At 48.0% G+C, this 13350-nt stretch carries 16 protein-coding genes; 6 read left to right on the top strand and 10 right to left on the bottom strand.

What is annotated here, in order from left to right:
- Positions 1-3: 3 nt before the first annotated feature.
- From lptB to MF542_RS11440, 4 genes are all read right to left on the bottom strand, one after another.
- Positions 4-723 carry an LPS export ABC transporter ATP-binding protein gene (gene lptB / locus MF542_RS11455; RefSeq protein ID WP_281501675.1) on the bottom strand — a complete coding sequence of 240 codons (720 nt, stop codon included), beginning with the start codon at positions 721-723 and terminating at the stop codon, positions 4-6.
- A 256-nt stretch (positions 724-979) separates the two neighbouring features.
- Positions 980-1504 (bottom strand): LptA/OstA family protein, encoded by a 525-nt coding sequence (locus MF542_RS11450; protein ID WP_247019395.1) that lies wholly within the window; start codon positions 1502-1504, stop codon positions 980-982.
- A gap of 31 nt (positions 1505-1535) precedes the next feature.
- On the bottom strand, positions 1536-2240 hold the full coding sequence (gene lptC / locus MF542_RS11445) for an LPS export ABC transporter periplasmic protein LptC (protein ID WP_247019393.1): 705 nt from the start codon (positions 2238-2240) through the stop codon (positions 1536-1538).
- 9 nt (positions 2241-2249) lie between these two features.
- The gene (locus tag MF542_RS11440; RefSeq protein ID WP_247019390.1) at positions 2250-2861 is read right to left on the bottom strand and encodes a ribonuclease D; all 612 of its coding nucleotides are present in this window, start codon (positions 2859-2861) and stop codon (positions 2250-2252) included.
- A gap of 228 nt (positions 2862-3089) precedes the next feature.
- Between MF542_RS11440 and MF542_RS11435 the strand changes: the two genes are divergently transcribed.
- A complete protein-coding gene (locus MF542_RS11435) occupies positions 3090-3884 on the top strand; it encodes a thioesterase family protein (RefSeq protein ID WP_247019388.1) in 795 nt (264 codons plus the stop codon).
- A 47-nt stretch (positions 3885-3931) separates the two neighbouring features.
- On the top strand, positions 3932-4432 hold the full coding sequence (locus MF542_RS11430; protein WP_247019386.1) for a hypothetical protein: 501 nt from the start codon (positions 3932-3934) through the stop codon (positions 4430-4432).
- Between the two features lies 1 nt (position 4433).
- Here MF542_RS11430 and MF542_RS11425 read toward each other — a convergent pair whose 3' ends face one another.
- The 3 genes from MF542_RS11425 to MF542_RS11415 form a co-directional block, all read right to left on the bottom strand.
- Positions 4434-4967, bottom strand: a complete 534-nt coding sequence (locus MF542_RS11425) for a redoxin family protein (protein ID WP_247019384.1) — start codon at positions 4965-4967, stop codon at positions 4434-4436.
- A gap of 1 nt (position 4968) precedes the next feature.
- Positions 4969-5208, bottom strand: a complete 240-nt coding sequence (locus MF542_RS11420) for a hexameric tyrosine-coordinated heme protein (protein WP_247019381.1) — start codon at positions 5206-5208, stop codon at positions 4969-4971.
- A 183-nt stretch (positions 5209-5391) separates the two neighbouring features.
- Positions 5392-6111 (bottom strand): hypothetical protein, encoded by a 720-nt coding sequence (locus MF542_RS11415; protein ID WP_247019379.1) that lies wholly within the window; start codon positions 6109-6111, stop codon positions 5392-5394.
- 103 nt (positions 6112-6214) lie between these two features.
- Here MF542_RS11415 and MF542_RS11410 point away from each other — a divergent pair, with 103 nt between their 5' ends.
- Both MF542_RS11410 and MF542_RS11405 read left to right on the top strand, forming a co-directional pair.
- Positions 6215-6748 carry a MarR family winged helix-turn-helix transcriptional regulator gene (locus tag MF542_RS11410; protein ID WP_247019377.1) on the top strand — a complete coding sequence of 178 codons (534 nt, stop codon included), beginning with the start codon at positions 6215-6217 and terminating at the stop codon, positions 6746-6748.
- A 95-nt stretch (positions 6749-6843) separates the two neighbouring features.
- Positions 6844-7470: a class I SAM-dependent methyltransferase gene (locus tag MF542_RS11405; protein ID WP_247019375.1), complete on the top strand. Its 627-nt coding sequence runs from the start codon at positions 6844-6846 to the stop codon at positions 7468-7470.
- Here the strand turns inward: MF542_RS11405 and MF542_RS11400 are convergent.
- Positions 7459-8565, bottom strand: a complete 1107-nt coding sequence (locus tag MF542_RS11400; protein WP_247019373.1) for a THUMP domain-containing class I SAM-dependent RNA methyltransferase — start codon at positions 8563-8565, stop codon at positions 7459-7461. The genes MF542_RS11405 and MF542_RS11400 overlap by 12 nt on opposite strands.
- A gap of 32 nt (positions 8566-8597) precedes the next feature.
- Positions 8598-8954, bottom strand: a complete 357-nt coding sequence (locus MF542_RS11395; protein ID WP_247019371.1) for a YigZ family protein — start codon at positions 8952-8954, stop codon at positions 8598-8600.
- A gap of 212 nt (positions 8955-9166) precedes the next feature.
- Between MF542_RS11395 and MF542_RS11390 the strand changes: the two genes are divergently transcribed.
- Together MF542_RS11390 and MF542_RS11385 are read left to right on the top strand one after the other, a co-directional pair.
- Entirely contained in the window at positions 9167-11980 is a 2814-nt protein-coding gene (locus MF542_RS11390) for a phosphoenolpyruvate carboxylase (RefSeq protein WP_247019369.1), read from the top strand.
- Positions 11981-12028: 48 nt separating this feature from the next.
- Positions 12029-13054 carry a DUF6782 family putative metallopeptidase gene (locus MF542_RS11385; RefSeq protein WP_247019367.1) on the top strand — a complete coding sequence of 342 codons (1026 nt, stop codon included), beginning with the start codon at positions 12029-12031 and terminating at the stop codon, positions 13052-13054.
- A gap of 67 nt (positions 13055-13121) precedes the next feature.
- Here MF542_RS11385 and MF542_RS11380 read toward each other — a convergent pair whose 3' ends face one another.
- Positions 13122-13331, bottom strand: a complete 210-nt coding sequence (locus MF542_RS11380; RefSeq protein ID WP_247019365.1) for a cold-shock protein — start codon at positions 13329-13331, stop codon at positions 13122-13124.
- Positions 13332-13350 lie beyond the last annotated feature (19 nt).

Below are 13350 nucleotides of genomic sequence, written 5' to 3'. Positions count from 1 at the left end.
TCCTTACAAGCTGAAGCTGTCGCCAAGATACACACGGCGTACATCTTCATTCACCAGTACTTCATCTGGTGTGCCTTCAAAGAGCACATGGCCATCATAAATAATGCTGGCACGGTCAATAATGTCGAGGGTTTCACGCACATTGTGGTCTGTGATTAATACACCAATATCCCTGTCTTTCAGGTGTTTGGTAAGATCACGAATATCCGCGATGGCGATTGGATCAATCCCTGCAAATGGCTCATCAAGCAAGATGAAATTTGGGCGTGCTGCAAGGGCACGAGCGATCTCACAGCGGCGGCGCTCACCACCGGAAAGGGCCAGCGCCGGTGTATTCCTTAAGTGTGTGATAGAAAATTCTTCAAGTAGCTCATTGAGCATGGCGTCGCGCTTCGCGCGGTCTGTTTCCACTACCTCAAGCACAGCTTCAATATTTTCGGAAACTGTCATGCCTCGGAAAATAGACGTTTCCTGCGGCAGGTATCCGATACCCAGGCGCGCACGGCGATACATGGGGAGGTGTGTGATATCATCACCATCCAGCTCAATACGGCCTTGATCAGGGGCGATCAGGCCAGTGATTGAGTAAAAACATGTTGTTTTACCAGCACCGTTTGGCCCCAAGAGGCCAACCACCTCTCCCTGATTCACGGAGAGGGAGACATCGCGCAGGATCGGGCGGCCATTATAAGATTTGGCAATCCCGCGTACCTGCAGGCCCATGTGGCCATCATTCGCGCTGTTACTATTTACATTCATTATAAACCCCAACTCCTTTAGGTCCGACTTTGCTGTACCACGGCAAAGTTCGGTTGGCTCATTTTATGCATGAGCTTTATCAATAAATCATGAACAAGCTCAATGTTCCATTAAAAAAGAGGATATTTTTTGTGAGGCGATAGTGTGAAGACTGTAAGGAGTAAAAGGGGCACAGGGTTTTAGGTGAAGGTTATGCCCCTTTATATATCAGCTATTTAGCTTATTTATCTTTATCAGGAATACTGAAGCGGCCTCTTACTCGGCCATCTGTTTTGCCGCGCACCTGCCCATCAAGTTTTGCAAGTCCTGATACCAGGTCAAATTCAAGCCGTTCGCCGCGCAGCACATTATTATTCTGTGTAAGAACGACATCGCCCCCTAAAGTTATTAGGTTTTCGCTTACATCATAAACTGCCCAATTACCCGAGAGTGATTCTGTAGGGGAAACAAAAGATACTTTTCCTTGTGCATCAAAACGATGAATTGTTGGGTCTTCTTTTGAATCTTTGTTCCCAGCATAAAATATAGATAATGTATCAGCTGTCATGGTCAGGTTACCCTGTATAACCTTTACCGCACCGATATAAACAGCACGACTCGGATTTTGGCGAAGCTCAAGCCGTTCAGCAGTGACATCAAGTGGTTGATACGTGTCATGGTCTTTTAGTGCTGATTGCGCCTGTGCGTCTGTCGCGAATGTTAGCGCTGCCCAGAGTATCAGTGAAATCGATATTAGTTTTTGCATCAATAGGGTCCTTGCTATCAATCTTCTTAGGCTATTTTTCGGCAGTGGTTTTGTTACTTGTGGGACGCTTTGGTACAATATGCATTTTTACGCCGCCATCAAAAATACCTTCGCGTTCGTCGGCGAAAATTTCCATTCGGGCTGCTTCTAAGGTACCAAGGTCTGATTGTCCGGTAATAGACCCTTGGCCTACGGCAATATGGGTTTTAAGATCAATTTCAGCGCCAGCCATATTAAGGGTAAAGCCGTTGCCGGTTATCAGATTAACGCCGCCCACCAGGGAAAGAGTACTTTCTTTGGTGCGGTAGATACCTGTTCGGGCTGTAACCGTGGCAGGGCCTGTTTCCTCCAGGGTCATTTTGGCCTTGATATCAGAAAGGCTGATCCGCGGTGCTGTTGGGCTATCTTGCTGGCCTGAAGCTGCTTCAACTTCAAACAATTGATTTACGGCATCTGTGCCCACATACCGCATTTTCATCATACGGATAGTGCTATCACCTTTGGCTACATCTTCTGTGGAAAGGGTAAAGCTCACCTCATTATCATTTAGATAAGGCCAAAGTATTGTAACGGTACCTAGGACGGCAGCAGTTACAGGTAGTACTAACTGCATAGTGCGGATAAATTTATCCCACAGAGGGCTGGTTGCCTGACGCGCCATAGGGCGCAGGGCATCGCGCGCAACAGCGCGGGCTTCTTCGGTGCTATGATAATGATCTGCGGTTGGCTTTACCATTGCATCATCCTAGTGGGAGAATATATCCATATATTCATAACCGCGCAGGTCCATATCAGCGCGGACAGGCAAGAACTGGAAGGCGGCCTCCGCAAGATGTGTACGCTCTTCACGTGCCAGCATCATATCCAGTTTCTCTTTAATCTTGTGTAAGTATAGCACATCAGAAGCGGCATATTCCTGCTGCGCTTCCGTAATCTCATCTGCACCCCAATCACTTGATTGCTGCTGTTTATCAAGGGTGATGCCACCCAGTTCACGGCAAAGGTCTTTAAGACCGTGGCGGTCCGTATATGTGCGAACAAGTTTGGAGGCGATTTTCGTGCAGTAAAGCGGTGCAGTATCAGCGCCCAGATACGCTTTCATCACCGCAACATCAAAGCGGGCGAAATGGAAAATCTTCAGGACATCAGGGTTTTCAAGCAGAGCTTTCAGGTTTGGTGCATTATATTCACCGCGCTTAAAGCGTACCAGGTGGGCATTGCCGTCGCCACTTGAAAGCTGCACAACACAAAGGCGGTCACGGTGCGGGTTAAGGCCCATGGTTTCGCTGTCAATCGCGACAGATCCGCCAAAATCAAGCCCATCAGGCAGATCGCCTTCATACATGTAAATTGCCATAATGCCTCCGAAAACCAGTTATTCTGATACTATACAAGGCCTTGTGGCAGAAAAAAGGTCTTATGGCGAGATGTTTTGAATTTCTTTTCTGGGGGCGTTGACATGAAGTTTTCAAATTCTAGTTTCATTATTAAACAACCATTGTGGTGCCGACGATAATTGACTAGAAGAGCTTTTATATTTGGCCCATAAACGATGGGTTTGTACCGATTAAATGAGGAAATATGCATGTCTGAGCGGATGCTGACGGAAATTTTGAAAGACATTGAAACAAACGAAGATATGTCAACGCACCTGTCTCCGAGCTGGCAGCAGGGGCGGGCCGCCTTTGGTGGCCTTGTGGCCTCGATGGCGGTTACAGGCATGAAAAAGCAACTGTCAGACCCCAAATCCTTGCGTTCGCTTTTGGTAAATTTTGTTGGGCCTACACCTATCACGCCCACAAATGTGGTGCCGCGTGTGCTGAGAGAGGGTAAATCTGTTACCCAGATGACAGCTGATGTAGCGGACGATTCCGGTATACATCTTCATGCAAGTGCAGCTTTTGGCCTGCCGCGGGAAGCTAAATTTGTGCCGCAGGCATCTGAGTTTAAACCAGAGCCTCGTGAAAGCGTGCCGCTGATGCCCAAAAATATGGGCAGTATCCCGAATTTTCTGAAGCATTTTGATATTCACTGGACAGGCGGTGGTATCCCGCTTTCTGGTATGGAAGATCGTCGCTGCGGCATGTGGGTAAAGCATACAGAAGATATGAGTGCATACCCTGAGGAGCGGATCGTAGCGCTTGCAGATATGCCGCCACCTATCATGCTGTCTCATTTCAAGAAACTTGTGAGGGTAAGCTCTCTTTCATGGTCACTTGAATTTGTTCGTCCGCCGGAAGAGGTAACATCAGAGTGGATGTATCTGGATTACACCTTAGAGGCAGCGGCAAATGGTTATAGCCAGCAAGATGGCCGTATTTTCGATGAAGACGGCAACCTCTGTGCTATCTCACGGCAATGTATGGTGTATTTTGAATAGCTAGTGCCTACATCTTCTTTAGCGCAATGAGCATAAGGGGGAAGGCATTGACCGAGAAAGAAAAGCTACAAACTGCGTATGACCCATCCCGTCTCAGGGAGTTAAAATCGATATTGCTCTTTATTGGCAAATATATCGCTATCGTTATAGTGATTACAGTCTGTTTCTACCTTGTGTTTGATGAGTTTCCAGAGATACAAAGTTTTGCGATAGGAATTCTTGTAGCTTTGGTTTTATCCAGAGGAGACAAGAAAACAGGAAAAATGGGTTTTACTGAGAAGTTAGGTGATGTGTTTGAGTTCTCGGGAAACCAGTTATCACACGGACATAATACACCGTTTGACCAAGTTCTGGTGGAGCTTGATGATGGTGGTTTCGCCAAGAGGGAAATTGGTGTGAAAAACGGGCAGGTTATTCACCGTTTTCCTGATCGCGAAGGTAAAAGCTATTCACTGTTCGTTGATATCCCAGTTATACCATCTCAGGCGTTGAGTAGAGATAAAACGGAGCTCAGAGACGAATTTCTCCGTCTCTGGAATTTACGGTAATTTAGATGCTACAACCTTCATCTGTGCATGTTCCGGCCTGAGGTGGGCTGTTCTCTGTTTCCGGTTCAGGGGCAGAGTTTTCACCGATCAGCGACATAATTTCAGCACCAATTTGCATATCGTTTGTCATACCGAATTTCTGTTTTCTTAGGCGGCCTTCCTTATCAACAAGAATTAAGGTCGGTGTGCCTTGCATTTGGTATGTTTCCATGGTTGCTGGCAGATGTTTATCCGTTTGTCTGTCAATTGCCACAGGGAAAGGGATTTTATATTCGTGAATAAAGGCCTCTAGCGCTTCACGGCTACCTTGTGCAGCGTGATGTTCAAATACTGTGTGCAGGCCGATAACCTGAACATCTTTTTGCGGGAAAAGTTGTGCAATTTTTATGGCCTGAGGCAAGCTATGGGAAACACATCCCGGGCAAAGCATCTGAAAGGCTTCAATCACCACCACCTTACCTCTTAGTTTCTGAAGGTTTAGCGGCTCCGTGGTGTTGAGCCATTCCGTTACATCGAGTTCTGGTGCAGTTTTCATATCAATATTTCCAGTGACAGTTTGCCTGAGCAATGGTTTGAAAATGGATAGCAACCACGTGGCTTGCGGCAATTAAGCTATCCGCATTTTCTGCATACTCAGGCCTCAGTGCCATAAGTTTATTCTTGTCAGGTTGGGTGGCACGCACAGCAAGACGGGCAAGCTTGATAGCCAGATTAAACCCTTCTTCAGGTGTTGTGGTTACAAGCGTTTGCGGGAAACTGTTTTGTGTATTGCTCATTGAGGTTCTCCAACAAGGGAACCCCCTCTCCACCGGTGGTGACGTCTTCTGAATAGCATCTGATATCAGCTAAGTGGGCTCTGTTATCAAATGCCTTCAATATGGAGGTTTATTCAGAAGAGCTGTCTATACACTATCAGAAATGTCACCTTGCCAGCAGAGAGGAGGAAGAGTGGAACTGTGTTATTCCTTTTCGGCCATTACGATGCCGGGCAGTGATAAATCGCCAGACGCTACATCATGAACACCGGTTACGCATAAGAGCGGTGTATCAGTACTTGTGTTCACTTGCAGTTCGGCTGTTACAGCATCAAAAGAAATTCCTTCGCTACCTTTTACAGGCACCGTGATTTTTGCAGTACTACCCGTAAGGATTGGGCTCATGCCCGGGCTATCAAGCGCGATTGGAAGCATGGGGGCAGTAGCGGGGAGCATATCAACACCAGGGGATACATCACGCACCTTTAAGCCTGCGCCGCATTTGCTATCCTGGGTGAGAACTACCCAGTGGGAATGCCAGTCTTTACCGTCATTTGCAGGGTCACCATCCTGATTTTCATCATAAAGGGGGGTGTCATCGAAATCAGGGTGGGCGGTGATAGCGAGTGCTAGGATGCCGCTTTTGGGATCAAACCCAACGGTTGCCGGGTCAAGGCTTGTTGGCCAAACGTAGCTTTCCACCTTTGCACCATTTAGCTGGCCAGTTGCTTTTGGTTTTTCACTACCAGCGGTGCCAGCAACTTCCATCATAAAGGTCGCTAGCCTGCCGTCAGTGGTGGCAGAGGCTTTGGTGATGTCGAACGCGGCTTTTTTGCTTTTGTCTTTCTTGCTCACGATGTCATGGGCAAAGGAAGGCTCGGCAGCAAGCGATAGAAACAGGGCTGTAAGAGCAAGATATTTCATTGGGCTTCTCCATTGGTATCGACTCGAAACAAATGTGATATACACAGGAAATCTTCCGCTTGCAAGAAAAGTTTTTAGTCGATACTATGGTGGCATGATTGAAATGAATAATATTGCTATCCTTTTGGAACGTATTGGGCGTGTGCTCCAGAATGATGCTCACACCCACGGTTTGAAACCTACTCAGTGGGAAGCCTTGCGTTATCTTGGGCGTGCGAACCGGTTTTCACGCTCCCCTTCTGCAGTTACCGCCTATTTGGGCATGACAAAGGGGACTGTTTCCCAAACGCTTGCAGCGCTTGAACGGAAAGGTTTGATTGAAAAATCATCAGACCCAACGGACAAAAGAAATATTCATATCAACCTTACGGAGGCAGGGGGTGAATTGCTTCAGGAAGACCCTGTACGGCAGTTTGTACAGGTACAAGATACAGTTTCTGCTGAACTAGAAGCAGGGCTTGAAAAGCTGCTTTTAGATACCCTTGAGAAACGTGGCGGCAAGGCCTTTGGCGCTTGCAAAACTTGTAAATATTTTCAGGTAGAACACACTGACTTCCCAGAGCATGGTTGCGGGCTTTTAAAAGTGGCGCTTTCCAGTGATGATGCTGACCGTATATGTGCTGAACATATTCATTAGTACAGATAACGAGAACTATACCTAGGTTTAGCTTGTAGCTGGATTTTTCCTCTCCATATGTTTTAAAGGCGCGCTTGCCATGAGAGGGGAAATAGATGGCTCATTCCGCATCTTTCTGGAATAGAATAGCAACGAAATATTCCAAATCACCTATTGCTGATGAAGCGGCATACGAAAAAAAGCTGGAAATCAGCCGGGAGTATTTCACACCTGAATCTGAACTTCTGGAAATCGGTTGCGGTACAGGGTCTACAGCAGTTTTACATGCGCCCTTTGTAAAGCATATTGATGCGGTGGATATATCGGAAAACATGATCAGCATCGCGCGTTCGAAGGCGGAAAGCGAAGGTGTAGATAACATCGATTTTCGTGTTCTGGATTCTGATGATCTGCAAGTGGCGTCTGAAAGCAAGGATGCTGTTTTAGCGCTTAGTCTTTTGCATCTGGTGGCGGATAAAGAGGCACTGATGGCAAAAGCTCATGCTGCCCTAAAGCCTGGCGGTGTGTTTATAACCAGCACAGCATGTATTGCCGATTTCATGGCGTGGATGAAATATATCCTGCCTGTTGGTCGTGCGCTGCGGTTGTTGCCGTTTGTGAAAGTCTTTTCGGCAGATGAACTCAGAGCCAGCATGAGGGCTGCGGGCTTTGAGATTCTCTATGATTGGCAACCCGCTAAAAATAAAGGGCTGTTTATTGTGGCAAAAAAATCAGATTCGTAGCGTGGAATAAAGCTTTACCGGGATGCCGCCATGTGAAAAAGCTGTTTTCTTTTTCCTGAAAGGCAGGCCACACGCTTTGGCGAGATCATCGTTGTTGGTAACAAGGCCAATACGCCAGCCTCTGAAACCGGCTTTCAGGGTTTTCCCAAGCGTTTCATAGAGCGGCTGCAGTTTTTTAACATCACCGATACGCGCCCCGTAAGGTGGGTTTATAATCACCAGCCCTTTGGGGCCATCCGGTGGGGTAAGTTCACTAATGGCTTGTTTGGTGAAGATGGTTAAGCTTTCCACACCCGCACGTTTGGCGTTTGCGGCGCTCATTTTTACGGCACCAGAGTCCCGGTCAAACCCGTAAAACTGCATGTTTGTTTCTTCGGCTTTGTTTTGTGCTTTCAGTGCTTCCCAAGCTTCCTGATTGAAGCTTGCCAGCTTCTCAAAGGCAAAGTTTCTTGTTCTTCCGGGCGTAAGGCTTGCTGCAATTTCAGCAGCTTCAATCACGAATGTGCCCGAACCACACATTGGGTCAACAACAGGTTCTGTTCCTTCATAGCCGCATTCTCTTAAAAGAAGAGCTGCTAGATTTTCGCGCATAGGTGCTTTGTTCACGGCTTCCTTGTGGCCGCGCTTGTGAAGGCCTTCACCAGATGTATCAAGGCTGATCGTACAGATATCGTTTACAATACGTATTTTGATACACAGGTCGGCGTCAGCTGAAATTTCAGCGCCCAGCTCTTCGCGGATGGCCGTCTCCAACCGCTCTGCAGCAGCTTTAGAGTGGTAGATACGGGATTTCTTCGTGCTTACTTCAACACGTACAGGCACATCGGGGCGTAATGTATCCCCCCACGGGAATTTGCGTGCCTGCTTATCAAGCTTTGCCAGATGCTGAACTTTGAAAGATCCAAGCCGCACAAGAACCTTGCTGGCACCGCGCATCATCAGGTTCGCGCGCCATACTTCAGGCCAATTGCCACGTACGGTAACACCACCCTTGGTCTTTTCAGCATCTGTGAAGTTTTTTTCCAGAGCTTCAGCAAGGAGCGCATTCTCTAAGCCCGGTACGGTCGAGAGGAATATTTCTAAATCAGCAGTCATGGCGCCTAGGTACAGGCTTTTTGGGGAAGCGTCTAGCTGAAAGCATGTGCCATATAATAGTGAACCGCATCCTGCACATGGCGGAAACGGTCACCACCCAAATGTTTGCCGCCATACCAGCGGGTTACTACAATGATATGATCTTTCAGTTCTTCCCGCTCCAGCATACGCACAATAATCATGCCCGCACCGCTTTCACCGTCATCATTCTTGATAGCGCCTTCACCGGAGGACAAGAGGCCCCAAGTGTTATGGGTTGCCTTGGCAAACTTCTTTTTACGGCAAAGCTGTTTGATAAAAGCTTTTGCTTCATCAGCGTTTTTGCACGGTGCGCCTGATACCGCATATTTGGAGCCGCGGTCTGATATGATGCCTTCGAAAATCTGCATGGCGCATCTATAGGCCTGTGGCGGGAAGAGTGTCAAATTCCGTTTGCTTGATGGTTGTAATGATATTTTTATGATAGTATTTTGAAATTATGTTGCTGAATACTTGCTATTTTGCGCAACATAATTTATACGAGCGGCATATAAAAAAACACAAATACGCCCCACCATAAAGTTCATCATTTATTAGCAGCAATTGAGTTGAGGAATTGACCATGGCTGAACAGGCAACTTTGCTTAAAGGCGAAACAAGAAGACAACATTTATCAGCAGCGTATGGCTTAGCTTCAGGCCTGATTGGTGGGGAAAAAACGCTCGCAGATTTATCTGCAGATTTGAAAGATCGGGGCCGTCGCTGCCTCGATGATCGGTTAAAGCGTATGTCCAGCCAATGGACAGAACTGGTGGCGGATAAAAATATTACCCGCCTTGAAGCGCTGGTTGATGGCCTTGGTGTGGATGACAAGGGCGCTAAACTGCCTTTTGAAGCTTTTAAAGCCAAAATCGAAGATGATGTGGCTGGGCTTGTAGTAACCGCGCATCCAACTTTTTCGCTTTCAACAGATGCCTGGGCTTATGCTGAGAAATATCTCTGTGCGCTGGCAAAAGGTGGGGATACGGCAAAAGCCACTGAAAATATGCCGCTTGATAGCGTGCAGCCGCAAACCTCCCCAACGCTTTATGAAGAGCTTGAGTATGCGCGGGTTGCTGTTTCAAATATTCGCCGTTCTATCCGCCGTTTCTATGAAGTTGTTTTTGATCGCGCCGCTGAACTTTACCCGGATGATTATAAAAACCTGCGCCCACGGGTGGCGACGGTTGCGAGCTGGGTTGGGTTTGATCTTGATGGCCGTACTGATATTGATTGGTCTTTGGGGCTTATTTTCCGTTACCGCTCCGCGCTGGCAGGCCTTGATGAATGCCTCAGTTTGTGCCGCTCGCTTCCTTATGGTGGTGAGGGTGCTGATGCTGCCGCTCGTGTAACTGCAGGTTTTCAGGAACTCCGTAAATGCTTCGAAGCGGGCGAACAAGCGCTGCAAGCCCATAAGGAAAGCCCCACAGGGCTTGGGAAGCTGAACCAGCTTGCGGTGGAAAACATGTCTCGTAAGGAAAAGGCCAAGGATGCGATTAACAGCGCGTTTGAAGACCTTCTCAAAACAGATTTGCCGCATGATATGTGGCGTGCTGCTGCCACGCTCTATACAGAATGGCGTACAGTGGGCATGGGGCTTTCCCATATCCATTTTCGCTTGAATGCTCAGCAGCTCCACAATGCTATTGGTCACGAGCTACAGATGACTAACGCGCCTGATCAAAGTGCTGTGCGCCGCCATTTCCTTGCAGCTGTTACAGAAAAGCTGGATAGCGTTGAAGAGCAGTCTATCCACTACGGTACGTTAGCTGCTGAGCAAACAACTGCGCGCAGGGTGTTTATGCTGGCGGCACAGTTTATGAAGCATTTTGATGCGGCAACCCGTATTCGCATGCTGGTGGCCGAATCCGACACACCTTTCACACTTCTGACCGCACTTTATTATGCCAAACTGTTTGGGGTGGATGATCACGTTGAAATCTCCCCGCTTTTTGAAACAGCCATCGGGCTTGAACGTGGTGACCGTGTGATTGCTGAAGTGCTGGATAACCCGCATTTCCTCGCTTACATCAAGCAGCAGGGCCGTTTCTGTATCCAGCTTGGTTTCTCTGATTCCGGGCGCTATATCGGTCAACCGGCGGCGTCACTTGCCATTGAGCGCTTCAAACTGCGGGTGGTAAGGCTCTGGAAACAGCGCGGGCTCGGTGATGTGCAGCTATTGTTCTTTGATACTCACGGCGAATCTATTGGCCGTGGTGCATTCCCTGAAAGCCTGAAGAAGCGGTTCCTATATACTCACCCACCACGGGTGCGGCAGTGGCTGTCTGAATTAAAGCAGGCAGAAAAGCATGAAGTAAGCTTCCAGGGTGGTGAAGGTTTTCTCTGGTTCCTAGCGGAAGAAACCGCGCTCGCAACCCTTACGGATTTTCTTGAAGTGCGGTTTGACAGTTATTCGGCTGACGATGACAAGCTTTATGAAGAGCGGGGCTGGGCACTGGATTTCTTCCTCACACTCGTGGAATATCAAAACACGCTTACGGATAACAAAGGCTATGTACGCCTGATTGACAGCATTGGTCGCAGCCTTTTGTTCCCAACCGGTTCGCGGTCTCTTCGCCGCCAAAGCGGTGGTGCGGTGCACCAGCGGCTTGAGCGTATCTCGCAAATTAGAGCGATCCCACATAATGCGGTTCTGCAGCAGCTTGGTTACCTGGCGAACAGCTGCGCAGGGCTCGGCACGGCCATCGGTCTCTCGCCTGATAAATTCAACCGTATTCGCGGTGAAAGCAACCGTCTGCAGATGATCACTAATATGGCGCTCAATGCGCTCGCACGCTCGGATGTGGGGGTGATTGAAGCTTATGCCAAACTCCTTAGCCCCGGTTACTGGCTTGATCGCTGCGATGAAACGGACTCTGGGAAACAGCGGGAACAGCTCCGCCGCTTGTCTGGTATTATGGAAGGGCTTTTTGAAAGTGATACGGTGGATGCCTGTATTCGTGATCTTCGCCGGGATGCGGGTATGCTTACGGATTGCCTAACGGATGATGCAGCCCTCACTATTCTTGATGAAGGTGTGGATAGCGAACTGTTTGAATTTCACCAGATCAGGATTGGTCTTATCCAGTATATCTTCATGAAGGCGATGGAAATCCCGCGCTTTAGTACGCGCTTTGATTTCTCACTTGAGGAGCTGCTTGTTGAGATGCTGCACCTTGAAGTGCCGGATACGCTTGAGCAATTGAGGAAGATTTTCCCCGAAGCGCCCCCCCAAAGCGATGACGATGTATTTGGTGAAGAATCTACCTATAAATCAGGTGCATCATCGGGGTACGGCAAAGTGCATAGCCAGATTTTCGATGAAATCGAAAAAGCCTATGATCTGGTCCTTACGCTTAGTGGTTTGATTGCCCTGAAAGCAGGTGCTTTTGGTTAAAACACCTTGGCGTTTCACATGAAACATCAAATATTTAGGCGGTATTATATGGGTGCCGCCTTAACCTTCCGGTTTCCAGCATTGGGCATTTACATTAACGGGTTAAAACCATACGGTTTTCCCCATGATGAAATAATGCAGGTGATGGGCGGCGATATGCTACGCGCAGAAAACTTATCTTATAGCGTTCACGGTAAATCACGCCTGAAGCATTATATGCAGTATGTGCTGATGCCGGGTACTGAGAAAACCAAGTGGTTGTTTGGTCTCGTGCGGAAAGATGCTTTTTTCAGCCGTATTGTGGATGAGCTGGAAGCTAGCGGTTATGATATCAAACACCGTTTTTACGGCCGTAGCGGTGCCTATATTCCTCATACCATCAAACTCAAAAAAGAAGGTGACCCTACAGAAGCTTTAAATACGCTCAAGGCTGCGGGGAAACTGAAGGCACGGTTTACTTTCAGCGCCCGTTATGGCGGTGTGCAGCAGGCTCACTACTTCCTCCATGAACTGATGCATTTCTGGCAGGATCAACGCAGTCTTTATCTGAATTCTATGCAGGTGGAGGGTAAAATTCCTATCATGCTGGATGCTGAAAGCAGAGTGCGCGTTACCTGTTTCCTTGAAGCAATGGCAGAAGTGGAAGCAATTCGAGCTTCATGGCGCCTTAAGGAAGCAGGTTATGATGCGGCATGGCTGGGGGCACTCTCGTCCCTTGATTGGGGCAAGCTAGCGCGTGCCTACGCTGCCGATATAGACAGTATGCCAGAACCCGAAGCCGCCCGCCGCGCGTTTGATTGCTGGTATCAAGGACCTCACCGGGTATATTATGAAAAACGCGGCCTGATGGCCTATGAAAGACTGTTACAAAGTTTGCCAACGCAAGATGTAGCGGAGATTAAATCCTATCTCCGTAATGCGCAGGTGGATGACCTTCTCGATATGCTGCCAGAAGAAGACCGGCCGGCATATTTAACCCTTGGTGGAGCAAAGTCCCTGAAAGATGGATTGTACAATACAGTCTATGACAAAAATACCGCTGGTAAAGCTAAAGCATATGATGTTTCAGTTTAAGGCTCAGGGGGGGTAGTTAGTGGTAGATCATAAAAGCGGTGAGGCATTGCTGCCTCACCAATAGCATTTACTGTAGCTGAAGGTTTTCAGCAGAAGATTTGCCGCGTGCTTCGTCAACGCGGATTTCAAATCCAATTGCATCACCTTCGTTCAGACCTTGTAGGCCAGAACGTTCAACAGCACTGATGTGAACAAACACGTCAGCAGAACCATCGTCAGGTGCGATAAAACCGTAGCCTTTAGTGCTGTTGAACCATTTAACTGTTCCTGTAGTCATTTGTATTTCCTTTTATTTT

Source organism: Kordiimonas laminariae, from assembly GCF_023008165.1.
GTDB classification, from domain to species: domain Bacteria; phylum Pseudomonadota; class Alphaproteobacteria; order Sphingomonadales; family Kordiimonadaceae; genus Kordiimonas; species Kordiimonas laminariae.
This window is presented reverse-complemented; position numbering and strand designations above follow the sequence as displayed.